The organism is Rhodoblastus acidophilus, from assembly GCF_900187365.1.
In the GTDB taxonomy this organism is placed as follows: Bacteria; Pseudomonadota; Alphaproteobacteria; order Rhizobiales; family Beijerinckiaceae; genus Rhodoblastus; species Rhodoblastus acidophilus.
Genome location: NZ_FYDG01000004.1, coordinates 251,657 through 276,158, shown reverse-complemented (window position 1 = coordinate 276,158; position 24,502 = coordinate 251,657). Strand labels below are relative to the sequence as shown.

25 protein-coding genes and 1 tRNA gene are annotated in these 24,502 nt (G+C 66.5%); 14 read left to right on the top strand and 12 right to left on the bottom strand.

Going from position 1 to position 24,502, the window contains the following annotated elements; translation table 11 throughout:
• The first annotated feature begins 39 nt into the window (after nucleotides 1-39).
• The 7 genes from CFB24_RS11240 (at nucleotide 40) to CFB24_RS11210 (ending at nucleotide 8,358) form a co-directional block, all read left to right on the top strand.
• Entirely contained in the window at nucleotides 40-384 is a 345-nt protein-coding gene (locus CFB24_RS11240; protein ID WP_088520696.1) for a phasin family protein, read from the top strand.
• Between the two features lie 548 nt (nucleotides 385-932).
• Entirely contained in the window at nucleotides 933-1,343 is a 411-nt protein-coding gene (gene clpS, locus CFB24_RS11235) for an ATP-dependent Clp protease adapter ClpS (protein WP_088520789.1), read from the top strand.
• Nucleotides 1,344-1,353: 10 nt separating this feature from the next.
• On the top strand, nucleotides 1,354-3,744 hold the full coding sequence (gene clpA / locus CFB24_RS11230; protein ID WP_088520695.1) for an ATP-dependent Clp protease ATP-binding subunit ClpA: 2,391 nt from the start codon (nucleotides 1,354-1,356) through the stop codon (nucleotides 3,742-3,744).
• 132 nt (nucleotides 3,745-3,876) lie between these two features.
• The gene (locus tag CFB24_RS11225) at nucleotides 3,877-4,518 is read left to right on the top strand and encodes a hypothetical protein (RefSeq protein ID WP_141098433.1); all 642 of its coding nucleotides are present in this window, start codon (nucleotides 3,877-3,879) and stop codon (nucleotides 4,516-4,518) included.
• Nucleotides 4,519-4,627: 109 nt separating this feature from the next.
• Nucleotides 4,628-6,265, top strand: a complete 1,638-nt coding sequence (locus tag CFB24_RS11220; protein ID WP_088520693.1) for an acyl-CoA synthetase — start codon at nucleotides 4,628-4,630, stop codon at nucleotides 6,263-6,265.
• A gap of 41 nt (nucleotides 6,266-6,306) precedes the next feature.
• Entirely contained in the window at nucleotides 6,307-8,052 is a 1,746-nt protein-coding gene (locus tag CFB24_RS11215; RefSeq protein ID WP_088520692.1) for an acyl-CoA dehydrogenase, read from the top strand.
• Nucleotides 8,053-8,133: 81 nt separating this feature from the next.
• A complete protein-coding gene (locus tag CFB24_RS11210) occupies nucleotides 8,134-8,358 on the top strand; it encodes a DUF6489 family protein (protein WP_088520691.1) in 225 nt (74 codons plus the stop codon).
• 86 nt (nucleotides 8,359-8,444) lie between these two features.
• On the opposite strand, the gene CFB24_RS11205 is transcribed toward CFB24_RS11210, so the two are convergent.
• Entirely contained in the window at nucleotides 8,445-9,542 is a 1,098-nt protein-coding gene (locus CFB24_RS11205) for an Mrp/NBP35 family ATP-binding protein (RefSeq protein ID WP_088520690.1), read from the bottom strand.
• Nucleotides 9,543-9,641: 99 nt separating this feature from the next.
• On the opposite strand from CFB24_RS11205, the gene CFB24_RS11200 reads away from it, so the two are divergent.
• Together CFB24_RS11200 and CFB24_RS11195 are read left to right on the top strand one after the other, a co-directional pair.
• Nucleotides 9,642-11,003, top strand: coding sequence for a (Fe-S)-binding protein (locus CFB24_RS11200; RefSeq protein ID WP_088520689.1), 1,362 nt, complete (start codon nucleotides 9,642-9,644; stop codon nucleotides 11,001-11,003).
• A 130-nt stretch (nucleotides 11,004-11,133) separates the two neighbouring features.
• Nucleotides 11,134-11,334, top strand: coding sequence for a hypothetical protein (locus tag CFB24_RS11195; protein ID WP_088520688.1), 201 nt, complete (start codon nucleotides 11,134-11,136; stop codon nucleotides 11,332-11,334).
• Nucleotides 11,335-11,400: 66 nt separating this feature from the next.
• Here the strand turns inward: CFB24_RS11195 and fabI are convergent, their stop codons facing one another.
• From fabI to CFB24_RS11180, 3 genes are all read right to left on the bottom strand, one after another.
• A complete protein-coding gene (fabI, locus tag CFB24_RS11190; RefSeq protein WP_088520687.1) occupies nucleotides 11,401-12,228 on the bottom strand; it encodes an enoyl-ACP reductase FabI in 828 nt (275 codons plus the stop codon).
• Nucleotides 12,229-12,295: 67 nt separating this feature from the next.
• Complete coding sequence (locus CFB24_RS11185; protein ID WP_088520686.1) at nucleotides 12,296-12,937, bottom strand: glutathione S-transferase family protein; 642 nt, start codon at nucleotides 12,935-12,937, stop codon at nucleotides 12,296-12,298.
• Between the two features lie 51 nt (nucleotides 12,938-12,988).
• On the bottom strand, nucleotides 12,989-13,405 hold the full coding sequence (locus CFB24_RS11180; RefSeq protein WP_088520685.1) for a rhodanese-like domain-containing protein: 417 nt from the start codon (nucleotides 13,403-13,405) through the stop codon (nucleotides 12,989-12,991).
• Nucleotides 13,406-13,492: 87 nt separating this feature from the next.
• Here CFB24_RS11180 and CFB24_RS11175 point away from each other — a divergent pair, with 87 nt between their 5' ends.
• Together CFB24_RS11175 and CFB24_RS11170 are read left to right on the top strand one after the other, a co-directional pair.
• Complete coding sequence (locus CFB24_RS11175; RefSeq protein ID WP_088520684.1) at nucleotides 13,493-13,756, top strand: DUF3253 domain-containing protein; 264 nt, start codon at nucleotides 13,493-13,495, stop codon at nucleotides 13,754-13,756.
• Between the two features lie 6 nt (nucleotides 13,757-13,762).
• On the top strand, nucleotides 13,763-14,551 hold the full coding sequence (locus CFB24_RS11170; RefSeq protein ID WP_088520683.1) for a YdcF family protein: 789 nt from the start codon (nucleotides 13,763-13,765) through the stop codon (nucleotides 14,549-14,551).
• A 5-nt stretch (nucleotides 14,552-14,556) separates the two neighbouring features.
• Here CFB24_RS11170 and CFB24_RS11165 read toward each other — a convergent pair whose 3' ends face one another.
• The 3 genes from CFB24_RS11165 to CFB24_RS11155 form a co-directional block, all read right to left on the bottom strand.
• Complete coding sequence (locus tag CFB24_RS11165; protein ID WP_088520682.1) at nucleotides 14,557-14,979, bottom strand: nitrogen fixation protein; 423 nt, start codon at nucleotides 14,977-14,979, stop codon at nucleotides 14,557-14,559.
• A 75-nt stretch (nucleotides 14,980-15,054) separates the two neighbouring features.
• Nucleotides 15,055-15,270 (bottom strand): hypothetical protein, encoded by a 216-nt coding sequence (locus CFB24_RS11160; RefSeq protein WP_088520681.1) that lies wholly within the window; start codon nucleotides 15,268-15,270, stop codon nucleotides 15,055-15,057.
• Between the two features lie 109 nt (nucleotides 15,271-15,379).
• Entirely contained in the window at nucleotides 15,380-16,195 is an 816-nt protein-coding gene (locus CFB24_RS11155; RefSeq protein WP_088520680.1) for a glycoside hydrolase family 25 protein, read from the bottom strand.
• A 182-nt stretch (nucleotides 16,196-16,377) separates the two neighbouring features.
• Here CFB24_RS11155 and CFB24_RS11150 point away from each other — a divergent pair, with 182 nt between their 5' ends.
• Nucleotides 16,378-17,259 carry a polysaccharide deacetylase family protein gene (locus tag CFB24_RS11150; protein WP_088520679.1) on the top strand — a complete coding sequence of 294 codons (882 nt, stop codon included), beginning with the start codon at nucleotides 16,378-16,380 and terminating at the stop codon, nucleotides 17,257-17,259.
• A 137-nt stretch (nucleotides 17,260-17,396) separates the two neighbouring features.
• Nucleotides 17,397-19,031 (top strand): autotransporter outer membrane beta-barrel domain-containing protein, encoded by a 1,635-nt coding sequence (locus tag CFB24_RS11145; RefSeq protein WP_088520678.1) that lies wholly within the window; start codon nucleotides 17,397-17,399, stop codon nucleotides 19,029-19,031.
• A gap of 206 nt (nucleotides 19,032-19,237) precedes the next feature.
• Here CFB24_RS11145 and CFB24_RS11140 read toward each other — a convergent pair.
• The 4 genes from CFB24_RS11140 to CFB24_RS11125 all read right to left on the bottom strand — a co-directional run bounded on the left by CFB24_RS11140 (nucleotide 19,238) and on the right by CFB24_RS11125 (nucleotide 21,931).
• Nucleotides 19,238-19,324: transfer RNA gene (locus CFB24_RS11140), tRNA-Leu, on the bottom strand.
• 134 nt (nucleotides 19,325-19,458) lie between these two features.
• Nucleotides 19,459-20,499: a glycosyltransferase family 4 protein gene (locus CFB24_RS11135; protein WP_088520677.1), complete on the bottom strand. Its 1,041-nt coding sequence runs from the start codon at nucleotides 20,497-20,499 to the stop codon at nucleotides 19,459-19,461.
• On the bottom strand, nucleotides 20,499-20,903 hold the full coding sequence (locus tag CFB24_RS11130; RefSeq protein ID WP_088520676.1) for a 6-pyruvoyl trahydropterin synthase family protein: 405 nt from the start codon (nucleotides 20,901-20,903) through the stop codon (nucleotides 20,499-20,501). Before CFB24_RS11130 ends, CFB24_RS11135 begins: the two co-directional genes overlap by 1 nt.
• An 8-nt stretch (nucleotides 20,904-20,911) precedes the next feature.
• Nucleotides 20,912-21,931, bottom strand: coding sequence for a zinc-dependent alcohol dehydrogenase (locus tag CFB24_RS11125; RefSeq protein ID WP_244593216.1), 1,020 nt, complete (start codon nucleotides 21,929-21,931; stop codon nucleotides 20,912-20,914).
• A 63-nt stretch (nucleotides 21,932-21,994) separates the two neighbouring features.
• Between CFB24_RS11125 and mdoH the strand changes: the two genes are divergently transcribed.
• On the top strand, nucleotides 21,995-23,779 hold the full coding sequence (mdoH, locus tag CFB24_RS11120; RefSeq protein ID WP_088520675.1) for a glucans biosynthesis glucosyltransferase MdoH: 1,785 nt from the start codon (nucleotides 21,995-21,997) through the stop codon (nucleotides 23,777-23,779).
• Here the strand turns inward: mdoH and CFB24_RS11115 are convergent.
• Nucleotides 23,764-24,480 (bottom strand): RibD family protein, encoded by a 717-nt coding sequence (locus tag CFB24_RS11115; protein ID WP_088520674.1) that lies wholly within the window; start codon nucleotides 24,478-24,480, stop codon nucleotides 23,764-23,766. The two genes, mdoH and CFB24_RS11115, sit on opposite strands and share 16 nt — an antisense overlap.
• Nucleotides 24,481-24,502: the final 22 nt, after the last annotated feature.

Here is a 24,502-nt window from a genome sequence, read left to right as displayed (position 1 = left end):
CTTTCAGCCGCCGTGTCGGCCAGAAAAATAGGTGTCCAAATGGCTATCAACTTCGAGGAATACCAGAAGGCCAGCAAGGAACAGTTGGATGCCGTGCAGGCTTCCGCCATTGAAGTCTCCAAGCAGCTTCAGGCGATCGCCGCCGAAAACACCGACTTCGCCAAGAAGACTCTGGAACACAGCTCCGCTTTCGTCGAGAAGCTGCTCGGCGTGTCCAAGTTCGAAGACGCCGTGACGCTGCAGCAGGATTATGTGAAGGCCTCCTATGAAGGCTTCGTCGCTCAGGCGACCAAGCTCAGCGAGCTCTACGCGAACGTCGCCAAGGAAGCCTACAAGCCGGTCGAAGGCGTCTGGTCCAAGCTTCAGTCCACCGTCGCCGCCTGATCGCCGCCGAGTTCCGGCGCAGATTTTTCCAACGTCCGGTTCGGCCTTGCGCCGCGCCGGGCGTTTTATTGCGCGCAGGCCTGTTTCGCCTGTTCGTATCCCAGCTCCATTGGTTTCAATTGGCGTTGTCGCGCGGGATGTCGGCCCATCCGGGTTTTTGCCGTTTTCCCATTTCATAATCAGAAAGCTCAAAACTTGGGCAGCCTCCCATCCTCTGTGACAGCCCGCCGCGCCTCCGGTTTCGGACAAGACTGCGACGCCATGCTTCAGGCGCCCGCTTGCGCCGATACGGATCGAAAATTTCCGCGCGCCTCTGGCGGCGACGCGGCGCGGCGCATAAATTGCAAGTCAGGGGTGAAACGGCGAAGTGGATCTCGCCGTTCATGAGAGGCCCAAGCACGAAAGCGCGGCGGTCGCGTTGGACCCGGGAAACGAAATTGGCGTTTGGAGTGTTGGAGAGGAATAACGTGACAGTTCTGACCACCCGTTCAAGCCGCGCCGTCCGGGTTCCGGGCGGGTGCGACCGGTTTGAGGTTGATCGGGCCCCGATCCAATCCGCCTTTCCGGCCGCGTCCTCTCAATCGGGGGGCGGGGCGCCGCCGCTCTCGCGTCTCCCGGTCCAGGCGGCGCGCGGCGGCAAGAAAGCTCCGGGCGACGGCGCCGGTTCCGGCACCGCCGTGATCACCCGGACCCGGACCCAGACGCAGCGGCCCTCGATGTATCGGGTTCTGCTGCTGAACGATGACTACACGCCGATGGAGTTCGTGGTCGGCGTGCTCTGCACCTTTTTCCACAAGACCCTCGAAGACGCCGAGAGGATCATGTGGCAAGTCCATACTAATGGCGTTGGGGAATGCGGAGTCTATACCTATGAGGTCGCCGACACCAAGGTGACGCAGGTCATGGATCACGCGCGCAAGCATCAGCATCCGCTGCAATGCGTCATGGAAAAGAAGTGAGGTCCAGCCTATGCCGTCCTTCTCGCGCAATCTCGAACAGACTCTTCATCGCGCCTTGGCGGCGGCCTCCGAGCGCCGGCACGAATACGCCACTTTGGAACATTTGCTGCTGAGCCTGCTCGACGATTCCGACGCGGCGGCGGTGATGCGCGCCTGCTCCGTCGATCTCGACGTGTTGCGCAAGAGCCTGGTGGCTTACATCGAGCACGAACTCGCCAATCTCGCCACGGACCTGCACGAGGACCCCAAGCCGACCTCCGGCTTCCAGCGGGTGATCCAGCGCGCCGTCATCCATGTGCAGTCCTCCGGCCGCGAGGAAGTGACGGGCGCCAATGTGCTGGTGGCTATTTTCGCCGAGCGCGAGAGCCACGCCGCCTATTTCCTGCAGGAGCAGGACATGACCCGTTACGACGCGGTCAATTACATCAGCCATGGCATCGCCAAGCGCCCCGGCATGAACGACGCCGCCAAGAGCCCGCGCGGCGTCGAGGACGAGGAAAAGACCGAGCGCGCCAGCGACCCCGGCAAGGATCACGACAAGAAGAAGGAAACCGCGCTCGAGGCTTATTGCATCAACCTCAACAACAAGGCGCGCGACGGCCGCATCGACCCATTGATCGGCCGCGAGTCCGAGGTTTTGCGCGCGATCCAGGTGCTGTGTCGTCGCCATAAGAACAACCCGCTGCTGGTCGGCGATCCCGGCGTCGGCAAGACCGCCATCGCCGAGGGTCTGGCGCGCAAGATCGTGAAGGGCGAGACCCCGGAAGTGCTGCATGGCGCGACCGTCTATGCGCTCGACATGGGCGCGCTGCTGGCCGGCACTCGCTATCGCGGCGACTTCGAGGAGCGCCTGAAGCAGGTGATGAAGGAGATCGAGCAGCACAAGAAGGCGATCCTGTTCATCGACGAAATCCACACGGTGATCGGCGCCGGCGCCACGTCCGGCGGCTCGATGGACGCCTCCAACCTGCTCAAGCCCGCGCTGGCGCAGGGCGGCCTGCGCTGCATCGGCTCGACCACCTACAAGGAATTCCGCCAGTATTTCGAGAAGGACCGGGCGCTGGTCCGGCGCTTCCAGAAGATCGACGTCAACGAGCCGACCGTCCCCGACACGATCGAAATCCTCAAGGGCCTCAAGCCCTATTTCGAGGAGTTCCACAAGCTGCGCTACACCAACGACGCCATCAAGGCGGCGGTGGAGCTGTCGGCCCGCTACATCCATGACCGCAAGTTGCCGGACAAGGCGATCGACGTGATCGACGAGACCGGCGCCTCGCAGATGCTCACCACCGAGGCCAAGCGCAAGCGCATCATCGGCGTCAAGGAGATCGAGGCCACGGTGGCGACCATGGCCCGCATCCCGCCGAAAACCGTGTCGAAGGACGACGCCGAGGTTCTGCAAAACCTCGAGACCTCGCTCAGCCGCGTCGTATACGGTCAGGACACCGCCATCAAGGCCCTCACCTCCGCGATCAAGCTGGCTCGCGCCGGCTTGCGCGACGGCGAGAAGCCGATTGGCTGCTACCTGTTCTCCGGCCCGACCGGCGTCGGCAAGACGGAAGTCGCCAACCAGCTCGCCAAGGCGCTCGGCGTCGAAATGGTGCGGTTCGACATGTCCGAATATATGGAGCGCCACACGGTGTCGCGCCTGCTCGGAGCGCCTCCCGGCTATGTCGGCTTCGAACAGGGCGGCCTGCTGACCGACGCCATCGACCAGCATCCGCACAGCGTGCTGCTGCTCGACGAAATCGAGAAGGCCCATCCGGATCTCTACAACATCCTGTTGCAGGTGATGGATCACGGCAAGCTCACCGATCACAATGGCAAGCAGATCAGCTTCCGCAACGTCATTTTGATCATGACCACAAACGCCGGCGCCACGGAAATGGCCAAGGCGGCGTTCGGCTTCACGCGCTCCAAGCGTGAGGGCGACGATGTCGAGGCGATCAACCGCATGTTCGCGCCGGAATTCCGCAACCGTCTCGACGCCGTGGTGCCCTTCGGCCGCCTGCCGACCGAAGTCATCTCCAAGGTGGTGGACAAGTTCGTGATGCAGCTGGAGGCGCAGCTCGCCGACCGGCATGTGCAGATCGAACTGTCCGACGAAGCGCGCGCCTGGCTGGTGGAGCGCGGTTATGACGAGGCCATGGGCGCCCGCCCGATGGCCCGCGTCATCCAGACCCACATCAAGACGCCGCTGGCCGACGAGGTGCTGTTCGGCCGGCTCAAGCACGGCGGCACGGTGCGGGTCGTGGTGTCCGGCGAAGGCGTCGACGCGGAACTGGCCTTCGTCTATCCCGACGGTCCGGTTCTGCCGCGCCCCGACAAGGAGATCGAGGCGAAAAAAGCCGGCTCCCGCAAGAACAAGGGCGCGCCCGAGCCGGAGAAGCTGGCCGAGTAATCCCTTGTTAAGTAAAATGTTCAGGCGCCCGTTCCTCACGGGCGCCTTTTCGTTGCGTCGCGAATAGGCTACGCTCCCGCAAAGAAAAGGCGCGGCTTGACCGCGCCGCCCTCGGGAGTTGGACAAGACGTGATGGCAGGCGACGTTGCATTGGTGGAGGAGGTTCTCAAGCGTCTCGATCGGTCTTCGCCCGACAAGCTGTTGAGGTCGATCGCCGCCGAAATCGCCCGGGTGCATGAGACGGTGGCGCAGTGCGAGCGGCGAATCGCGGACCTGGAATCGGGCGCCTCGGCGCCGGAGCCGCCGCCGCAAACATGGGTGGTCGACGCGGAGCAGGATTTTGACGCGCGCGGCTTCTACCACCTCGAGCGCAATGGCGATGGCCTGCCGATGCGCTGGACCGGGCCAGACGCGGATTTCCAGTTCGATTTTCCGATCGGCCGCGAATCGCCCAGGCCTTTCACCCTGCATTTCCTGAAATTTTATGCGCCGACCGAGCCGCCGAGCCTGCGCGGCGAGGTCGATGGCGGGGAGATCGCGGTAGCGGTCGAACGCCTGCCGGTCGGCGGATTCGTCGCGCGCGGCGTGTTGCCGGCGCGCCGCGATCCGCTGTCGCCCGAGGGGCGCGCCGCCACCGTCCTGCGCTTCACCTGCCCGAAAACCGGATCGCCCCGCGACCAGGGCTATGACGACGACCGCGTGCTCGGCCTGCTGTTCCGCCGCCTGGACGTCGGCGCGGCGGCCGTCGCGGAGACGGCCGCAGCCTCCGCCTGACCCGGCCTCGTCGAAAGACCAATTCCGCCCCCGCTTGCCACCGGGGGCGGTAGGCTTAATGTTTGTCCGCAAGAGCAAACGCCGGTCATTTTCGGCGCAGGGAGGATTTATGAGCGAAGCATTTTCTATCGGTCTTGATCGCAACGACGCCAATTTCGCCGCGCTGACCCCGATCAGTTTCCTCAATCGCGCCGCCTTTGTATTTCCCGACAAACCCTCCGTCGTTTATGGCGACCTCCGCTTCACCTGGAAGCAGACGGCGGCGCGCTGCCGTCGGCTGGCCTCGGCGCTGCAGCGGCGCGGCATTGGCAAGAACGACACGGTCGCCGCCATGCTGCCCAATGTGCCCGCCATGTTCGAGGCGCATTTCGGCGTTCCCATGTCCGGCGCGGTGCTGAACACGCTCAACACGCGGCTCGACGCCGAGGCCATCGCCTTCATGCTCGACCATGGCGAGGCCCGCGTTCTGCTGACCGACCGCGAATTTTCCAAAATCATCGGCAAGGCGCTCAAATTGATGACCGGGCCGCAACCCCTGGTCATCGACGTGGACGATCCGACCTATGTGGGCGGCGAACGCCTGGGCGCGACCGACTATGAGGCGTTTCTGGCCGAGGGCGACGAAAGCTTCCGGCCGGAAAAGCTCGTCGACGAATGGGACGCCATTTCGCTCAACTACACGTCCGGCACCACCGGCAATCCCAAGGGCGTGGTCTATCACCATCGCGGCGCCTATCTGAACGGCGTCAACAACATCGTGTCCTGGGGCATGCCGCCGCATGCGGTCTATCTGTGGACCCTGCCGATGTTTCATTGCAACGGCTGGTGCTTCCCCTGGACCATGGCGGCCAACGTCGGCGTCAACGTCTGCCTGCGCCGCGTCGATCCCAAAGCCGTGTTCGATTTGATCCGCACCGAAAAAGTCACGCATATGTGCGGCGCGCCGATCGTCTATGGCATGTTGATCAACGCCGACCCGGCGACCCAGGCGGGGATCGACCACAAGGTGGAAGGCTTGATCGCCGGCGCGGCCCCGCCCGCCGCCATCATCGAGGGCGCGGAAAAGATCGGCATCCGCATCACCCATGTCTATGGCCTGACCGAAACCTATGGTCCGGCTTCGGTCTGCGCCAAACAGGCGGAATGGGATTCCGAGCCGTTGGCGCGCCGCGCCGAGCTGAACGGCCGCCAGGGCGTCACCAGCTTGTTGCAGGAAGACATCGACGTGGTCGATCTCGTCGACTTCAAGCCGGTGCCGCACGACGGCCAGACCATGGGCGAGATCGTGTTTCGCGGCAATATTGTGATGAAGGGCTATCTGAAGAACCTGCGCGCCACGCAGGAAAGCTTCGCCGGCGGCTGGTTCCGCACCGGAGATCTGGCGGTGATCGAGCCGGACGGCTACGTGAAGATCAAGGACCGCTCCAAGGACATCATCATTTCCGGCGGCGAGAACATTTCGTCGCTGGAAGTCGAGGATGTGCTCTACCGCCACAAGGACGTGCTGGCGGCGGCGGTGGTGGCGACGCCCGACGACAAATGGGGCGAAGTCCCCTGCGCCTTCATCGAATTGCGCGAGGGGGCCGAGCCGACCCAGGAGGAACTTCTCGAACATTGCCGCACGCATCTGGCGCGGTTCAAGGCGCCGAAATTTTTCGTCTTCGGCCCGCTGCCAAAAACATCGACCGGAAAAATTCAGAAATTTGTTTTGCGCGAAAAGGCTAAATCGGCCGAAGCGATCAAGTAAATTCCAAGCACGTTTCCATCGAATTCAAGGACTTCGCCATCATGACTCAGTATCGCGCGCCCGTCCGCGACATGCTCTTCACCCTGCGCGCCGTCGGCGGCCTGGATGAAGTGGCCGCCCTGCCAGGCAATGAGGAGGTCAGCGATGATCTCATTGAAGCGATTTTCGAGGAGGCCGCCAAATTCGCCGGCGACGTGCTGGCGCCGTTGAACCAGCCCGGCGACAAGGCCGGATGCGTGGTCAAGGACGGCGTGGTGACCACGCCGGACGGAGTGAAATCCGCATTCGCCGCCTTTTGCGACAATGGCTGGCACGCCATGCCGGCCTCGGCCGCCTGGGGCGGGCAGGGGCTGCCGCAACTGGTCAATACGCCGGTCATTGAAATGTGGACGGCGTCCAATCTGGCGTTTTCGCTGTGCCAGATGCTGACCGTCGGCGCGATCTCGGCCATCGAGCATCACGGCTCCGCCACGCAAAAGGCCATTTATCTGCCGAAAATGACCTCGGGCGAATGGACCGGCACGATGAACCTGACCGAGCCGCAGGCCGGCTCGGATCTCGCCGCCGTCCGCACCAAGGCCGTGCCGGAAGGCGACCATTACCGCATCACCGGCACCAAGATTTTCATCACCTGGGGCGAGCACGACGTCGCCGGCAACATCATTCACCTGGTGCTGGCGCGGCTTCCCGACGCCCCGGCCGGGGTGAAGGGCATTTCGCTGTTCGTCGTCCCGAAATTCCTGGTCAATCTCGACGGCTCGCTCGGCGACCGCAACGATCTCGTCTGCGCCTCGCTGGAGCACAAGCTGGGCATTCACGCCAGCCCGACGGCGGTGATGTCCTTCGGCGAAAAGGGCGGCGCCATCGGCTATCTGGTCGGCGAGGCCAATCGCGGCCTCGAATATATGTTCACCATGATGAACCACGCCCGCTTCAACGTCGGGCTTGAAGGCGTGGCCATCGCCGAGCGCGCCATGCAGCAGGCGCATCGCTATGCGCTGGACCGCGTGCAGGGCCGCCCGCTTGGCTGCGAGGCCGGCAAGCCGATCGCCTACCACCCCGACGTCAAGCGCATGTTGCTCGACATGAAGGCCCGCGTCGAAGGTTTGCGCGCCACCGCCTATTTTACGGCGGGCCGGATGGACGTGGCCGCGAAATCGCCCGATCCGGCGATCGCCAAAAAGGCGCAGGCGCTGGTCGATTTGCTGGTGCCCGTGGTCAAGGGTTTTTCCACCGAAAGCTCGGTGCTGATCGCCTCGACCGGCGTGCAGGTGCATGGCGGCATGGGCTTTGTCGAGGAAACCGGCGCCGCCCAGCATTATCGCGACGCCCGCATCACCCCGATCTACGAGGGCACCACCGGCATCCAGGCCAATGATTTCGTCGGCCGCAAGATCGCCCGCGACGGCGGCGCCGCCGCCAAAACGCTGATCGCCGATTTCCGGGCCGAAGTGGGCGACCACGCCGGACTGGCCGCTGCGCTCAACACGTTCGAGACCGTGGTGGGCTGGATCGCCGATGCGCACGCCGCCCATCCCGAACGCACCGCGGCCTCGGCCGTGGCGGCGCTGACGCTGGCGGGAATCGTGGTCGGCGCCTGCCTGCTGGAGAAGCAGGCCCGCGCGGCCAAGGCGCGGCTCGATGGCGGCGACTCGGCCGTGCTGACCGGCAAGATCGCCGCCAGCGCCTATTATCTCGCGCACGTGCTGCCGCAGGTCGAGGGGCTGGCCTTGGCCATCACGCAGGGGCATGAGGCGATCAACGCCTTCGATCCCGGCGCGATTTGAGTTTTTTCGCGCTTTTGGCCGGCGACGAATGGCGTTTGCGCATGTTAGGCTTATGTAGAGGCGGTCTGTGAGGGTGGCGTCATGAAAATCAATGTCGATATCGACTGCACGCCGGCCGAGGCGCGGGCCTTCATGGGCTTGCCGGATTTCGAGCCGATGCAGAAGCGCACGCTGGAAGTGATGGAGCGGCGCATGATGGAGCAGCTGGAGAATTTCACGCCGGAAACGCTGCTCAAAATGTGGATGCAGCCGGTCCAGCTCAACGCCGAATGGTTCCAGGACATGCTGCGCCGCGCCACCAAATAGCGGTTTCGTCCCTTTCCGAAAACCGAGCGCGGCCGGCCGTAGAGGCCCGCCGCGCTTTTGCGTTTCAGCCGCAGCGCTTGTGCGTTTCAGCCAATGGTGATCTTGGGCGCTTTCGGCGTCTCGCCCGCCGCCACCGCGTCGCGCACCTTGGCCGCGAGAGCCAGATAGGGCGCGGCCTGGGCCGAATCCGGCGCGACCGCCACGACGGGGCGGCCGGCGTCGGAACCCTCGCGAATCGCCATGTCGAGCGGGGCCTCGCCCAGGAACGGAACCCCGGCCTGCGCGGCGGACGCCCGCGCGCCGCCATGGGCGAAAATCTCCGAGCGGCCGCCGCAATGCGGGCACAGGAAATAGGACATGTTCTCGAACACGCCGAGAATCGGCACATCGACCTGATTGAACATGGCGATGCCGCGCCGCGCGTCGATCAGGGCCAGATCCTGCGGCGTGGAAACGACAATCGCGCCGGAGAGCTTGGCGTTCTGGGCCAGGCTCAACTGCACGTCGCCGGTGCCGGGCGGCATGTCCACGACAAGAATGTCGAGTTCGCCCCAGGCCACGTCGCGCAGCAATTGCGAAATCGCCGACATCACCATCGGCCCGCGCCAGATCACCGCCTGATCCTCGGGCACCAGGAAGCCGATCGACATCAGCTTCACGCCGTATTTCTCCAGCGGGATCATGCTCTTGCCGTCGGCCGACGTCTCCGGCCGCTCGGTCAGCGCGAACAGTTTCGGCACGGAGGGGCCGAACACGTCGGCGTCGAGCAGCCCGACCTTCAGCCCGAGCTGCGCCAGCCCGATGGCCAGATTGGCGGCGGTGGTGGACTTGCCGACGCCGCCCTTGCCGGAGGACACCGCGATCACGCGCTTGACGCCCTCTTGTCCCGGGCCTTTCGAGGCGGTGTGCGCGGGTTGGCGCGGGGCGGCTGGCTGCGGCGGTCGTTCGGCCGTCAGCACCACGCTGGCGCCCGCCACGCCCGGCAGGCGGCGCAGGGCGGCTTCGGCGGCGGCGCGCATCGGTTCCGCGCTCCTGGCCTGCTGAGGATCGACCGAAATCGACACGAACACCTTGCCGTCACGGATCGACACGCCGGAAATCGCGCCGGTTTCGGGCAGCGGGGTGCGCCCATCCGGTCCCGCCACGCCGCGCAGGACGGCCATCACGTCGTCGTTGTTGAACATTGCGTCTTCCCTGTTTTCGCGCCCTCCATCTGGTCGCATTTCGTCCATGTTGCAACCCGATTGCGCGCCCATGGCGTCGTTCTTGCTTGATTGGCGCCAATGAAAACGCATCTCGACTGGTCGTCTTACGACACGTATGGCATTGGCGACGCCTATTCGGGCATTCCCACGCGCGGCGGCAATTACGCCAAGGCGGTGGCGGTGTGCATGCACAATCGCGAATGTCAGCGCGACGGCCGGGGCGTGATGTGCCCGGCCTATCGCATCACCCACGACCCCGCCCATTCGACCGAAGCCCGCGTCGCCGCCTTCAAGGCCGCCCTCAATGGCGATTATGGCGACAACGCCTTCGCTTCGCCGGAACTGGCGGCGGCCATGGATCTGTGCGTGTCCTGCAAGGCCTGCAAGAAGGAATGTCCCAGCGCCGTCGACATGGTGCTGATCAAGACCGAATATTTGGCCCAGCGCAACGAAATCGCCGGCATCCCCCTGCGCAATCGGCTGATGGGCGGCCTGCCGCAATGGCTGGCGCACGGGCGCGGTCTGCTGCGCTTGCTGGCCCGCGCCCGCAATGCGCTGCCGCCGCTGGCCTGGGCCGGCGAAAAATTCTTGGGCCTCACCGCCAAACGCCCGCTGCCGCCGCCCGCGAAAAAGCCGTTTGTCGATCCGCCGCCGCAAGGCTCCGGCGAACGCGGCGACGTTTATTTGCTGGTCGATACGTTCGCCCGCCATTTCGATCCGCTGATCGCCGAAAGCGCGATCAAAGTGCTGGTTGCCGGCGGCTATCGCGTCACCATCGCCAAGCCCGCGCCGGACGATCCCGAGCCGCATCGCGGCCTGTGCTGCGGCCGCACCTATCTGTCCATGGGCATGGTGGACAAGGCGCGGTTCGAGGCGCAGCGCATCCTCAAGGCGCTGGCGCCGGCCTTCGACAAGGGGCTGCCGGTGATCGGGCTGGAGCCGTCCTGCCTGCTGTCGATGCGCGACGAATTTTATAGTTTGGGCCTGGGCGCCGACGTCAGCCGGCTCAACAAGAACCTCTATTTGTTCGAGGAGTTCCTCGCCCGCGAGGCTCAGCGCAAGGGGTTGAAACTGCCGCTGAAAAAGCGCGACGGCAAGATCGTCGTCCACGGCCATTGCCACCAGAAGGCGTTCGGCGTGATGAAGGCGCTGAAGAAGACTTTGGCGCTGATCGAGGGGCAGGCGGTCGAAATCCTCGATACCGGCTGCTGCGGCGGCGCCGGCGCTTTCGGTTATGAGGCCGAGCATTTCGAACCGGCGCGACAGATGGCCGAGTTGGCCCTGCTGCCGGCGGCGCGCGCGGCGGCGCCGGAAGACGCGGTGGTGGCCGATGGATTTTCCTGCCGCCATCAGATCGCCGACGGGGCCGAGCGCAAGGCCGTTCACATGGCCGTGTTATTGGCGGATATGCTAAAGATTGACGCTGAGAAGCCTGCTTGACCTATGGTTGCGCTCATGCTTAAACTTTGCCTATGACTTGGGTCATTTTCGCCAAGTCTTGTCTTGTGTTCTTTTCAAAGAAAAATGGCCAAACGGCCGGCTAAGAATGCAAGATTTAAGGGAGGACGCCATGTGTCAAATTATTGCGCTCAAGGAGATCGCGGCGATCAATTTGCGCTATGCTCTTGCGGAAGTCTCCGCCGAGGGCGACAGGCCAGCCATTTTACGTGCGCTCGACCACCTGCGCGAAGCCGAAGCTTTTTTGCAGATCGCCTTGATGGAAATGGGCGATTTCACCACCGAGCCGACCATAGCCTTGGCCGCGGAATAGGCGGGCGCGCGCTCTTTGGCCACGCGCCCTTTGGCGACACGCTCTTTGGCGACAAGCCCTTGGGCCTCAGGCCATGATGTGCAGGCCGGCGTCCACATAGATTGTGTCGCCGGTCATGCCCGACGAGGCGCCGCCGACCAAAAAAGCCGCGACGCGGCCGATTTCCGCGATGTCCACCAGCCGTTTGCCGGGGCTGCGGGTCTCCGCCATGTTCACCAGTTCGTCGAACCCGTCGATGCCGCCGGCGGCGCGGGTGCGGACCGGGCCGGGCGACAGCGAATAGACGCGGATGCGCTTTTCGGCCAGTTCGGCGGCGAGATAGCGCGTCGTGGCTTCCAGCGCCGCCTTGACCGGCCCCATCATGTTGTAATGATGGACGACTTTCTCCGCGCCGTAATAGCTCATGGTCAGCAGCACGCCGCCGTCGGTCATCAAGGGTTCGGCCAGCCGCGCCATTTCGATGAAGGAATGGACGGAGACGCGCATGGCCTGCTCAAAACCCTCGCGCGAACTGTCGACCAGCCGCCCGTGCAGGTCGCCCTTGGGCGCGAAGGCGATGGAATGCAGCACGAAATCGAGCTTGCCCCATTCCCTCTCAACGGCCGCGAACACGCGCTCCAACTCGCCGGGCTGCTCGACGTCGAGCGGCAGCAGCAGCTTGGCCTCGATCTGCTCGGCCAGCGGCAGGATATAGGGTTTGGCCTTTTCGTTGAGATAGGTCAGCGCCAACTCGGCGCCGAAGCCCCGGAACTTGGCGGCGCAGCCGAAGGCGATCGAATGTTCGTTGGCCACGCCGACCACCAGACCGCGCTTGCCCTTGAGCATGTCGCCGATGCGGTCGTTGGGGTCCCACGTCTTCTGCAACGGGTCGATCTTGCGCTGGTGTGCGTCCATGGAGGCCTCCGGTTGGTTGCGGCCGAGCAGGAGAAAGCGAATTGCGCGCAGTTCTGTGAGGGCTGGATCAGAGATTTTCCCAGCGTTCGATCGTCCAGCCCTCCTTCAGGGCGCCGGCGCGCCACGCCGCATAGGCGGGATGGGCGAGCAGGGCCTCGCAGGTCGCGCGCGCCGGTTCGGACAGCGGCAGCCTGTAGGTGGCGATGCGGCTGGCGATGGGGGTGAAATAGGCGTCGGCGGCGCTGTAGTCGCCAAACAGGAACGGCCCTTCGGCGGCGGCGAAGATCGCGTCGATCCGCGCGAGGTTGTCGCGCGCGGCGGCGTCGAGGCCGAGCGGCGTCGCGCGCGGCTCGCGGCGGAAATTGGTCGGGCAGGCCTGCCGCAGCGCCTGGAAGCCGGCGTGCATTTCGGCGCAGAGCGAACGGGCGCGCGCCCGCTTTTCGGCTTGCCCCGGCCAGACGTTTTTCTGGGGAAACTTTTCGTGCAGATATTCCACGATGGCCAGCGAATCCCAAATGGCGAAGCCGTCGGCGACCAGAACCGGAACCTTGGCGGTCGGCGCCACGGCGCGCATCTTTTCCGAAGACCCCTCCTCGTAAAGCGGCGTGACCTTCTCCGTGAAGGGCAGGCCGAGCGCCGTCATCAGCAGCCAGGGCCGCGCCGACCAGGAGGAATAAGCCTTGTTGCCTATGAAAAGGGTGAGATTCATGCCTTGGCTCTCGTCATATGTTGGTGCGCCGGCGGGCGTCTTGCAGCCATGCTAGCCGGCATTCATGTCGGTCTTGCCGCCCTCGACGGGGGCGCCGGATTTTTTCCACGCCGAAAAACCGCCGTCGATATGGGCGACCGGCGACAGTCCCATGCGCTGCGCCAGGAACGCCGACAGCGCCGAGCGCCAGCCGCCGGCGCAGAAGAAGACAAATGTCTTGTCCTGCTGGAATTGTGGCTTGGCGTAGGGGCTGGCCGGGTCGATCCAGAATTCCAGCATGCCGCGCGGGCAATGGAAGGCGCCGGGAATCCGCCCCTCGCGCTCCAGTTCGCGGGGATCGCGCAGATCCACGAACAGCACGTCGTCGCGGCCGTGCAGCGCCCGCGCCTCCTCAATCGTGAGGGTGCGGATCGCGGCCAGCGCCTCGTCGAGCATGTGCTGGTAGCCCAAGGTGATGTTCTGCGGCATGGCGGACCTCCGCCCGGATTGGAGCCCAGCCGCGCGCCAGCGTCAACAGGCGCTTGACCGCCGCGCCGCGCGTGGTCCAATGGCGACATGAGCGACTTGTCTGAAACGATTCTCGATCTGTGCCGCGCCATAGGGCCGGAGAAATCCATTTGTCCAACCGACGCCGCCAAGGCTTTCGCCGAAAAGCGCGGCGAGGATGAACTCGGCTGGCGCAACCACCTCACCGACGTCCGCCGCAAGGCGGTGGCGTTGGCGCTGGAGGGGCGGCTGGTGATTTATCGCAAGGGAAAGCCGGTCGATCCCGAGAATTTTCGCGGCGTGTACCGACTCGGCGTCCCCCGCGTGGATTGAGCGGCGATGTTTTTCATCGCCTCGAAGATTTTCTGGTTTCTCGCCTCGCCGCTGCATCTCAGCCTGTTCGTCGCGGCTTTCGGGCTTTGGCTTCTGGCGCGGGGGCGGGGCGGCGCGGGCTTGGTCGCGTCCGGCCTCGGCCTGCTCGCCGTCATGACCTTCCTGCCGCTCGGCGCGGCGCTGCTGCGGCCGCTGGAGGCGAGCTTTCCGGCGCTGCGGCTTGAAGAAGCGGCGCCCGACGGAATCATCGTTCTCGGCGGCGGCGTGGACGAGCGGATCACGCAGGCGCGCGGCCAGATCCAGCTCAACGAGGCCGCCGAGCGCATGACCGCCGGCGCCGCGCTGGCGCGGGCTTTTCCCAAGGCGAAACTGGTGTTTTCCGGCGGTTCGGGCGCGCTGCTGCGCTCCGGCGCGCCGGAGGCCGATGTGGCGCGCCAGCTCTGGCGCGAGCTGGGCGTGCCGGATGAGCGGATGATGTTCGAGGACCGGTCGCGCAACACGTTCGAGAACGCCGTGTTCACGCAAGAGCTGGCCCATCCCGGCGCGGGGGAACGCTGGCTGCTGGTCACCTCGGCCTGGCACATGCCGCGCGCGATGGCGGCGTTTCGCGCACAGGGGATGGATCCGGTCGCATTTCCGGTCGATTTCCGCACCTATGGAACCGCCGACGACTGGCGCCCGCCCGGCGATGGCGCGCTGGCCCTGCGCAACGCCGAAACAGCCGTGCGCGAATGGATCGGCCTGATCGCCTATTGGCTCGCCGGCAAGACCCAGGCGATCTTGCCGGCGCCGTGACGCCGTCAGCGCGGGCGCGCCGCCTCGCGCAAGGCGATGTCGGCGTGATCGTCCTGGGTCGCCAATTGCGAACAGCGCCCGCAGGCCGCCAGGCCTTCCTGCCAGAACCAGCGGCATTCGCCGCGGATGGGGCAGGGCAGGCGCGCGCTGGCGACGGGCGCGAGCGCGGCCACCAAGCGGCCGATGAGCTGGCATTCGTCGCCGTCGAAATGCGCGCAGCAGGATTCCGGGCATTTGGCGGCGGTGCGCAGCACGCTGGCCGGGGGCGTGTCGCCGGTGAGCGCGAGAATGTCCGGCGTCGCCGGCGTTTTCGTCTCCAGCCAGTCGACCTGCAACCGTCCGGCGACGCGGGACACCACGCCGAACACCACCGCCCCTTCCGTCCACGGCGGCGCGCCGGGGCAGAGAAGATCGTCATCGTAGGGCATGATCGGCCTCTCCGGCGCCCGCCGGCATGGAGCCATGCCGGACGGGAACGCCTTGATTGAGCAAGGTTTTATGCTCTAGGCCACCAGCCTTGCGGCGACGGGCTTCGGGCCGGCGCCGCGCGGATTCGCCGTCTTGGCCTGGGCGCCGCGCGGCTTGTCGGCGGCGACCACTGCGCCGGGCGTCTCCGGCGCAACGAATCCCACGGTGACGGGCTCGGGTTTGATCTTGAGCGAAGCGACGGCGCGTTGCACGGCCGCCGCGAGATCGGCGGCGCCGATCGTCTTGGACATGGCTTCCTCCCGATGAACGAATTGTTTTTATTTGATTTGCAAGACCGCCCTCCCGGCGGAGGGCGGTCTTGCAACTTAACATCGATCAAAGGTTGCGCAAGCGTGGAAACTACCGAGCGGAAGCCGATTCAAAGCTGTTGGTCTTCAGCCAGTTCCGCCAGTCCTTCTCGTCGCCGTAGAAGGCGTTGCGGTCCACCCGCGTCGGGATGCCGCGCACCCAGGCGTCGGACTGGTATTGCCAGAAATGCCAGGCGCGATCGCCGTATCTCACCGCAGGGTGATGCTTGGTCGAGCGGATCCACATCGGGAAGTTGGACATTTCCCCGTCCGAGAACATCGCTTCGTAGAAATCGACCGTGGTGTAGATGATCGGCTTCTTACCGTAATAGCGCTCCATCTCGGACAGCATCTGGCGGATTTCCTGCAGCGTCTGCTGCTTCTCCAGCCGGCGCGGGCAGCTTGTCGAGGTCGGCGTCGCCTCGACGTCGAGCACGGGCGGCAGCGCGTCGGGATCGCGCGGCACGTTGCGCTCGAACCAGGCCATTTCCTCCTGCCAGGGGCGGCACCAATAGACGAAATGATAGGCGCCGCGCGGCAGGCCCGCGGCTTTCGCGCCATGCCAATTCTGGAAAAACTTGGGGTCGAGCCGGTCGCCGCCTTCTGTGGCCTTGATATAGGCGAAATTCACGCCGCCTTCGGCCACGGCCATCCAGTCGACATTGCCCTGGTATTTAGAAACATCGACGCCATGCACCGGAAAGCCCTTGGCGATCCGGGTCGCTTCGGTTTCCTTGTAATGGCCGGGCCGCTGTCCCGAGAGCTTCCCGGAGGAGTCCGACAGGATCGAGGGGCCGCCGCAGCCTGCCAACGCCAAGGCGAGGGCGGCCAACATGCCATGCGCAAAGTGTTTCGACAGATTGTTCATGCGGGCACAATATCCCTGAAAGAGCAAAAAGTCGTTAAGACGCGTTAACCCTGATGGACGCGAGTTGAAACCAGTTTTGTGCTCGTGTCCAGCGCAAGGCTTGATTTTCCACGCAAAACGCTTATTCCGGCGCTCAACATTCCGCGCGTCACGCGTCGGCAAGACCGTACGGGATTTCATCTATGACGGTCAAAAAACGGTTAATTTGCGGCGTTCTGCTGTCTTTGGCGCTCTCGCGCCTGTCTCCCGCGCAAGCGGGGCCTGAGTCGCGCCCGCCGTCCTGCGGCCCGGATGCGCTCGGCGTGTCGCGCACGCTGGAAATCGGCGGGGCGCCGCAGGTCGGCCTGAAAACCTATCCGCAGACCCTGGCGCTGGAGGACCATGAAGTGGTCCTCACCTTCGACGACGGCCCCGCGCCGACGACGCGCAAGGTGCTCGACGCGTTGGCGGCGCAATGCGTCAAGGCGACGTTCTTCCTGATCGGGCGCAACGCCGAGGCCATGCCCGAACTGGCGCGGCGCGAGATCGCCGAGGGCCACAGCGTCGGCAGCCATTCCTGGTCGCACCCGGCCAAGAGCCTGCGGGCGCTCGACCTCGCGGCGGGGCTGGCGGAAATGGAGCGCGGCGACCGCGCCGTGCAGACCGCCACCGGCGGCAAGGCCTCGCATTTCCTGCGCTTTCCCGGCTTCGGCGATTCGCCCGCGCTGCTGGAGGCGGCGAACCGGCGGCAGATGCCCGTATTCGGCGCGGATCTATGGGCCTCCGACTGGAACAAGATGACGCCCGAGCGCGAGCTGGACCTGGTGATGACGCGGCTGCGCAAGGCGGGCAGGGGCATCCTGCTGCTGCACGACATCAAGGGCCAGACCGCCGACATGCTGCCGGCGCTGCTGCGCACATTAAAAGCGGAAGGGTTCCGGATCGTCCATCTCGCGCCGGGCGCGAAGGCGCCCGAGCTGCGCCCGGCGCCGGCCGGCTGGAGTTCGGAAACGGAAGCGTTCTATCGCAAGCTGTCCCCGGAGCATGCAGGCGCCTCGCAGGGGTCATCGTTGTCGGCGAACTGACGTAACGCTAACAGTGGAAGTTAAATCCTCATTTAATCGTGATTAAAATTCGGCAATCACGCAGTGTTATTTTGATTTAAATTCTGCAAGTTTCCCGCCGTTGAGCTGAAAACGAGGCTTTCATCACGGAGGAAGCCATGGCGGTTTTGTACGGGGATACCAAGGGCGCGCTGCAAGGGACCGATCGGGGCGGCGATCAAACGCTCATCGGCGCCGATCCGGCCAATACGCTCTACGGCGACGCGGGCGAAAACCTGCGCGACCGCGCCGCAGGCGGCGCCGACACGCTGACCACCTATGGATCCGGCAGCGTCTATGGCGACGCCGGCGGTCACATTCTCGACCGGGCGCGCGGGGGCGACGACGCCCTGAGCGCCGTCATCGCCAATGGGGCGGCCTTCCCATTCACGGTCAACCTTTACGGCGACGCGGGCGGCGTTCTCTCGGGTCGCGCGACGGGCGGCGCCGACCGTTTGCGTGCGGTGATCGCCGATTCATCCTCGACCGGTCTCGTCACGCTCGCCATGTACGGCGACGCCGGAGGAAACGTCTCCGGGCGCGCGGGGGGCGGCGACGATGTTTTCAGTTTCGATCTCCAGTCGTTCCACACGCTGCGGGTCGACATGTACGGCGACGCCGGCGGCGGTCTTTCCAATTGCGCGAAGGGCGGGAACGACGTCTTCTCGTATTCGGCGACATATCTGTTCAACCAGCCGATCAATATGTACGGCGACGCCGGCGCGGACCTGCGAGACCGGGCCAGGGGCGGGAACGATTCTTTCACCTTCGGCGGCCATGACGCCAACACCAAATGTTACGGCGACGCCGGCGAAAACATCTCCGGCCACGCGCGCGGCGGCGACGACACGTTCACGGCGCAAGGCTTGCAGAACAATTTCGTGGTCTGCGGCGACGCGGGCGGCGACATGACCGACCGCGCCCGCGGCGGCAATGACGTGTTCGCCGACTCCGCCAGGGACAGCAACGTCACTTTCTACGGCGACGCCCGTGGCGCCATCTCCGGCCATGCGCACGGCGGCGACGACGTCTTTTACGCTGGCGATGACAGCAAGACCGTGTTCTACGGCGACGCCGGGGGCGCCATGACCGACAGGGCCGTCGGCGGCGACGATCGCTATGTGGGCGTGTCGGCGGCCGTCGCCGGCGTGGGGCAGGTTTACGGCGACGCGCAGGCCATGTCCGGCGACGCCCGGGGCGGCAATGATCATCTCGCCGGCGCGAGCTATTTCAGGCACTTTTCCGCCGTGCTCAACACGCTGGTCGGCGACGCCGAAATCTTGACCTTCCGGGCGCGCGGCGGGAACGACACGCTCGTCGGCGGCGACGATCCCCTGGCGACGGCGTCGCGTCCAGCCGGATCGTTCGAGAGCGTGCTCATCGGCGACGCGCTGACCCTGTCCGGCGACGCGCGCGGCGGCGGCGACACGCTGATCAGCGGAACCGGCAATGACGATATGTGGGGCGACGCCCGGATCCTTCAGGGTAACGCGCGCGGCGGCGGCGATCTGTTCGTGTTCAAGGCCAACAATGGCCATGACGTGATCGAGGATTTCGGCCAGGGCGGCGGATCGGCCTGGGGACGCGACCACATTGACGTCAGCGCGCTGGCGATCAAGGACTTTAGCCAGCTCGCCATTTCGTCCTACGACACGGCGAATCACACCAGCACGATCACCTTCGCGTCCGGCGACGATGTCACCGTGCACAGCCTGTTGGCGTTGCGATCGCAGGATTTCCTGTTTTCGGCATGACGGGCCCGCGGCCCGGACAAGCTCCCGGCGCCGCCGGGAGCAATGCGGGCTGGCCTGGAATTGTCGAGCAAGGGGGCGCCGCGCGCGGAACCGTTCGCCAGCAAGACCATCGAACGGCGGCAAGCGTCGGCTCGCTGTGCTGACGTAGTGTAATGCAAGGAGAGCGGCCCCCATCAGGGGAATCGTCTCACATTTTTACTGTAGATTGGTGCGGCCAAGAGGACTCGAACCTCCACCCCGGTTAAAGGACTAGCACCTCAAGCTAGCGCGTCTACCAATTCCGCCATGGCCGCGAAGAATTGCGCAAGTCAACTGCGCAATCGGTAGGTGCGGTCGTGTAACAAATCGAATTGCGGCTGGCAAGCGTTTGATTTCGGAAATTTTCATTGGGGCGGTTTCTCCACAGGCTTCGGCGCCGGGTTTGGCCTCACAATCGCCCCAGCGCCGCGGCGACCGTCATCGCCGTATCGCGCCAGCGCGGCAGGCGTTGGCCGGCCTCCCAGGAGGCTGCGGCCAGCCGCTTGCGCAGCGCGCTGTCCGTGAGCGCGCACCCAAGCGCCCCTTGCAGGGCCGCGCCGTCGCCGGGCGCGACCTTGAGCGCGGCGGCGTCGGGAACGGTGTCTTGCGCCGCCCCGCCGCGCGACGCCACCAGCGGCAGCCCGCGCGCCAACGCCTCCGCCAGCGCCATGCCATAGCCCTCGTAGCGCGCGGCCGACACGAACAGCGCGCTGCGCGCATAGGCGGCGGCGAGGTTCGCCGCGCCGATCTCGCCTCGCAACGCGATTCGGCCTTGCAGTCCATGGCGCGCGATTCTGGCTTCGAGCGCCGCCGCCGCCGGGTCGCGCTGAGTCGAGCCGACGATCTCCAGCCGCCAGTCCAGCGCGCGCAAGCCGGCGAGCGCCTCCACCAGCAGATCAAAACCTTTTCGCGGCGTGAGCGCGCCCACTGCCAGCAGCAGCGGGGCGCCCGGCGCGGGCGTCGCGCGCGGCGCCGGGTCGGTTCCCGGCTCCGCGACGGTCAGATTTTCGTGGGCGACGCCGAAATCGCGCCGCAGCACGCCCGCGCTATGGGCGCTGGTCGCGATCACGGCCCGCGCCCGCGCCAGCGCGGCGCGTTCGCAAGAGAACAGCCTTTTCGCCTGCTGCGGCGCGAGGCCCGATTCGCAACAAAGCGGATGATGATGCAGGGCCACAAAAGGCGCCCGCAACTGCGCCAGCGCCGATTCGGGCAAGGCCCCGCACGCAAGCCCGTCGATCAGCAACAGGTCCTCCGGCGCGGCGGCCGCGTTCATCGCCGCGACCGCCGTCGCGATCTCGCCCGCATCCGGCGCGGGAAAGCCGCCCGGCAGCGGCAGATGCGCGACCTCCAGCCCCAAGCCGGCCCATTCGTGAATCAGGCGGCGGGCATAGGCGTAGCCGCCGGTCGCCGTCGCGAGGTCGCCGGGAATCGCGAAGACGACCCGCCGCATCAGAGGGCGACGCGCCCCTCGAACCAGGCGCGGGCCAAATGCGATTCGTGCAGGGTGACGCGGATGCGCTCGACGCCCTCGCCGCCCGGCCCGAGCGCGCCGGAACGGGTCGCCGCCGCCAGCGCGTCGAAAATATGCCGCGCCAACACTTCCGTCGTCGTTTGCCGCCCGTTGAACAGGTCGAGATCGTCGAGATTGCGATAGGCCAGCGGGGCCAGCGCCGCCTTCAGCGCCTCATGCGCCCGGCCAATGTCCGCCACTACGCCGTCGTCGGTCAGCTCCTCGCGGAAGAACGCGACATCGACGATGAAGGTGGCGCCATGCAGCCGTTGCGCCGGCCCGAACAGCTCGCCGCGAAAACTATGGGCGATCATGATGTGGTCGCGGACTTCGACGGCGTACATGGCGGGCCTCACGGGTCGGAATAGCGCAGCACGGTGGCGAGGCCGGGCGCGCCTCGGCCGAACAGGCGCGGGGCGGCGGCCGGCGCGTCAGTGAAATCCACTTCCTCGGAGATCAGTTCATCGAATCGCGCGTCGCACAGCAGCGTCAGCGCCTTGTCCAACCGCCGCGCGGCGCTCCAGCGCGGGCGGCGCGAGGGCGCGACATGGCCGACCTGCGACGAGACAAGCCGAAGCCTGCGGCTATGAAAAGCCTCGCCGAGCGGCGCCGGCACGGCGGAATCGCCATACCAGCTCATTTCGATGATCGTCGCCTCCAGTCCGGCGCAATCGAGCGCCAGCGCCAGCCCCTCCGCCGCGCCGCTGGCGTGGAACACGCAATCGGCGGTCCCGGCGAAGGCGGCGCAGGCCGCTGGCGCGCGATAATCGGCGCCAAACCGCTGCGCCACGCCCGCGCGGGCGCCGTCGGGATCGACGACGCAAACTTCGGCGCCGGGCAGGCGCGCCGCCAGCGCGGCGGTCAGCAGGCCCACCACGCCGGCGCCGATGATGACGATGCGGTCGCCCGGCCCGGCGCCGGAATCCCACAAGGCGTTCAGCGCCGTCTCCATATTGGCGGCCAGCGTCGCCCGCCGCGCCGGCAGGCCGGCAGGCGTGCGACGCAGGGCGTCGAGCGGCGCGACGAAACGATCCTGGTGCGGGTGCAGGCAGAACACGGTCGCGCCCAGCCAGTCGACCGGACCGGCCTCGACGCGGCCCACGGCGGCATAGCCATATTGGACCGGAAAGGGGAACTCGCCGCGCTGCATCGGCGCGCGCATCACCGCATATTGGCTGGCGGGAACGCGCCCGTCGAACACCAGCCGCTCCGTGCCGCGACTGACGGCGCTCCAGAGGGTTTTCACCAGCGCCTCGGCCTCCGTCGGCGCGGTCAGCGCCTCCTGGCGCAGGGCGAGCCGCCCGCGTTCCTCCTGCCAGAGCGCGCGGGCGAACAGGCTGCTGCGGGATTTGACTGCGGTTTCGGCCACCATGAGGCCTTTATTATTGTGTTTCTCCGCGCGGAAACCAAGTTCACAACCCCGTGAGGACCCAAGATGCAAGGTAAAGCCGAGCTGACGCCAGCCGGAATTCAGAGCCGCGCCGAATTGAGGCGTCGCCGCTTCGGCGTCCTGCTCGCTTGCCTTGGGCTGTATGCGAGCCTTCTGCTCTGGCTTTGCTTCCTGTTGGCCGGAAACGGTTTTGAAGCGGCGCGCGTCGGCCTTGTGATCTGCTTGGCCGTGGCCGCGCCCTGGACTGTGCTCGGCGCGGTCAATGCGGGCCTCGGCTTCTGGCTGCTGCGCGCGCCCGGCGAAATGCTGCGGCGGGCGGCGCCGTTCGCGCTGGCCGGAAGCGCCGGGCGCCTGCGCACGCGCAGCGCTGTGTTGATGACCATCCGCAACGAGGATTCCGCGCGCGCCTTCGCCCGGCTGCGCGCCGTGGCGGCGAGCCTCGACGCCCAGCCCGACGCCGCCGCCTTCGACTTCTTTATCTTGAGCGACAGCGACGACCCCGCCATCGCCGCCGCCGAACGGCTGGAATTCGCGCATTGGCTGTCCTGCGCGCGCGAACCAGGGCGCATCCATTACCGCCGCCGCACTGAGAACGCCGGCTTCAAGGCGGGCAATATCGCCGATTTCTGCGCGCGCTGGGGCGCCGGTTACGAATTCATGATTCCGCTCGACGCCGACAGCCTGATGGATGGCGCAACCATCGTGAAGCTGGTCCGCATCGGCGAGGCCTGGCCGCGACTCGGGCTGATTCAGACGCTGGTCGTCGGCGCGCCGTCGCGCTCGGCTTTCGCCCGCATCTTCCAGTTCGGCATGCGCGCGGGGATGCGCGCCTATACGGTCGGCGCGACCTGGTGGGCCGGCGATTGCGCTCCGTTCTGGGGCCATAACGCGCTGGTGCGGGTGGCGCCGTTTGCCCGGCATTGCCAGCTGCCGCCGCTCAAGGGCGGCGCCGCCATTTTGTCGCACGACCAGATCGAGGCGGCGTTGCTGCGCCGCGCCGGCTACGAGACGCGCATGTTGCCGCTGGAATCCGGCAGTTACGAGGACAATCCGCCGACGCTGGTCGATTTCGTGCGGCGCGAGGCGCGCTGGCGGCGCGGCAACATGCAATATGTCGAACTGCTGCGCCTGCCCGGCCTCGCGCCGATGAGCCGGTTTCATCTGCTCTGGGCGATCGGCATGTATTTGCGCGCGCCCGCGCTGGCCGCCGCGCTGCTGCTGGCGGCGCTGATGGTTTCGCACGGCGGCGCCGACAGCGTGTCGGTCCCCGCCGCAGCCGGCTTCGTGTCGATCTTCCTGTTCCTGAACCTGCTGCCCAAGCTCGCCGGCTATCTCGACACTGCGCTGACGCCCGGCGCGGTGGCGCGGCAGGGCGGCCGGCTCCGCTTCGCGGCGAGCGTCGGCGTCGAGAGCCTCGCCTCGCTGGTGATCGGCGCGGCGACCGGCTTCGATGTCGCCGTTCGGATGATCGCGGCGCCGCTGCTTGGCCGGGTGGAATGGGGCGCGCAGGCGCGCGACGCCCATGGCGTGACCGTCGCGGCGGCGCTGCGCCTGTTCGCGCCGCAACTCGCCTTCGGCGGCCTGCTGTTCGGCCTGACGGCGGCGGGGTCGTGGCGGCTGGCGCTTTGGACGCTGCCGCTGACGGCGGCCTATGCGCTGGCGCCGCTGTTCGCGGTCGCTTCGGCCTCGCCGCGCGTCGGCCGGCTGTTCGTGACGGCGCGGCTGTGCGCCAGCGCGGAGGAAAGCGCGCCGCCGACCGTGCTGCGCGCGCTGTCGCCCCCCGAGGAGGCCGCGCCGGCCGGCGCGCTCGCGCCTTATCTGCGGCGATAGGCGGAAAAGTCGCAATCGAACAGCACTTCGCCGTCGCCGAGCAGATGCGGCGTCGCCTTGGGTTTTAGCGCACGAGAGAGGATGGGTTCGACCGGGAGCTGGAAGCCGGGCCGGCCCGAGCCGATGATCACCGGCGCGACCAGCGCGTGCAGACGGTCGAGGCAGCGCGCCTCGATGAAGGCGGCGATGGTGCGGGGGCCGCCCTCCACCAATATGCGGCGAAAGCCGCGCGCGAACAGCGCCGCAACCAGCGCCGCCGGCGCGATGCGGCCCTGGTCGCAGGGCAGGGCGAGACATTCGGCGCCGTCCGGCGCGGCCACCCCCTCGGCGGTGACGATCAGGCGCCGCACGCCATCCTCCGCAAGCCATTTGCGGGCGGCGCCGGTGCGGCCATGCGGGTCGATCACCACCCGCGCCGGACTGACCCCGGCGACGCGGCGGACCGTGAGCTGGGGATCGTCGGCGAGGATGGTTTCGGCGCCGACCACCACCGCCTCGACATGGGCGCGGAGGCGGTGCAGGTGGTCGAGCGCGGCGGGGCCGTTGATGTAGCGCGAATCGCCGCTGACCGTGGCGACGCGGCCGTCGAGCGACTGCCCGATCTGCGCCACGACGAAAGCCGTGTCCGGCGACGCCCGGCGCAGCGGGGCGAAAAGGTCGGCGGCGAGGGGCTGGGCCGCCCTCGCGTGGCTGTCGAGCATGCGCAACGATCTGTCCCGGTCT

What these genes read in the sequence shown, in the direction of transcription:
- CFB24_RS11200 (WP_088520689.1), top strand. Translation starts at nt 9,642, where the DNA reads ATGAAAACGCATCTCGACTGGTCGTCTTACGACACGTATGGCATTGGC.
- CFB24_RS11240 (WP_088520696.1), top strand. Translation starts at nt 40, where the DNA reads ATGGCTATCAACTTCGAGGAATACCAGAAGGCCAGCAAGGAACAGTTG.
- mdoH (WP_088520675.1), top strand. Translation starts at nt 21,995, where the DNA reads ATGCAAGGTAAAGCCGAGCTGACGCCAGCCGGAATTCAGAGCCGCGCC.
- CFB24_RS11205 (WP_088520690.1), bottom strand. Translation starts at nt 9,542, where the DNA reads ATGTTCAACAACGACGACGTGATGGCCGTCCTGCGCGGCGTGGCGGGA.
- CFB24_RS11215 (WP_088520692.1), top strand. Translation starts at nt 6,307, where the DNA reads ATGACTCAGTATCGCGCGCCCGTCCGCGACATGCTCTTCACCCTGCGC.
- CFB24_RS11150 (WP_088520679.1), top strand. Translation starts at nt 16,378, where the DNA reads ATGACGGTCAAAAAACGGTTAATTTGCGGCGTTCTGCTGTCTTTGGCG.
- CFB24_RS11220 (WP_088520693.1), top strand. Translation starts at nt 4,628, where the DNA reads ATGAGCGAAGCATTTTCTATCGGTCTTGATCGCAACGACGCCAATTTC.
- CFB24_RS11115 (WP_088520674.1), bottom strand. Translation starts at nt 24,480, where the DNA reads ATGCTCGACAGCCACGCGAGGGCGGCCCAGCCCCTCGCCGCCGACCTT.
- CFB24_RS11165 (WP_088520682.1), bottom strand. Translation starts at nt 14,979, where the DNA reads ATGCCCTACGATGACGATCTTCTCTGCCCCGGCGCGCCGCCGTGGACG.
- fabI (WP_088520687.1), bottom strand. Translation starts at nt 12,228, where the DNA reads ATGGACGCACACCAGCGCAAGATCGACCCGTTGCAGAAGACGTGGGAC.
- CFB24_RS11135 (WP_088520677.1), bottom strand. Translation starts at nt 20,499, where the DNA reads ATGCGGCGGGTCGTCTTCGCGATTCCCGGCGACCTCGCGACGGCGACC.
- CFB24_RS11145 (WP_088520678.1), top strand. Translation starts at nt 17,397, where the DNA reads ATGGCGGTTTTGTACGGGGATACCAAGGGCGCGCTGCAAGGGACCGAT.
- CFB24_RS11160 (WP_088520681.1), bottom strand. Translation starts at nt 15,270, where the DNA reads ATGTCCAAGACGATCGGCGCCGCCGATCTCGCGGCGGCCGTGCAACGC.
- CFB24_RS11210 (WP_088520691.1), top strand. Translation starts at nt 8,134, where the DNA reads ATGAAAATCAATGTCGATATCGACTGCACGCCGGCCGAGGCGCGGGCC.
- CFB24_RS11185 (WP_088520686.1), bottom strand. Translation starts at nt 12,937, where the DNA reads ATGAATCTCACCCTTTTCATAGGCAACAAGGCTTATTCCTCCTGGTCG.
- CFB24_RS11175 (WP_088520684.1), top strand. Translation starts at nt 13,493, where the DNA reads ATGAGCGACTTGTCTGAAACGATTCTCGATCTGTGCCGCGCCATAGGG.
- CFB24_RS11225 (WP_141098433.1), top strand. Translation starts at nt 3,877, where the DNA reads ATGGCAGGCGACGTTGCATTGGTGGAGGAGGTTCTCAAGCGTCTCGAT.
- CFB24_RS11170 (WP_088520683.1), top strand. Translation starts at nt 13,763, where the DNA reads ATGTTTTTCATCGCCTCGAAGATTTTCTGGTTTCTCGCCTCGCCGCTG.
- CFB24_RS11130 (WP_088520676.1), bottom strand. Translation starts at nt 20,903, where the DNA reads ATGTACGCCGTCGAAGTCCGCGACCACATCATGATCGCCCATAGTTTT.
- CFB24_RS11155 (WP_088520680.1), bottom strand. Translation starts at nt 16,195, where the DNA reads ATGAACAATCTGTCGAAACACTTTGCGCATGGCATGTTGGCCGCCCTC.
- CFB24_RS11195 (WP_088520688.1), top strand. Translation starts at nt 11,134, where the DNA reads ATGTGTCAAATTATTGCGCTCAAGGAGATCGCGGCGATCAATTTGCGC.
- clpA (WP_088520695.1), top strand. Translation starts at nt 1,354, where the DNA reads ATGCCGTCCTTCTCGCGCAATCTCGAACAGACTCTTCATCGCGCCTTG.
- CFB24_RS11180 (WP_088520685.1), bottom strand. Translation starts at nt 13,405, where the DNA reads ATGCCGCAGAACATCACCTTGGGCTACCAGCACATGCTCGACGAGGCG.
- CFB24_RS11125 (WP_244593216.1), bottom strand. Translation starts at nt 21,931, where the DNA reads ATGGTGGCCGAAACCGCAGTCAAATCCCGCAGCAGCCTGTTCGCCCGC.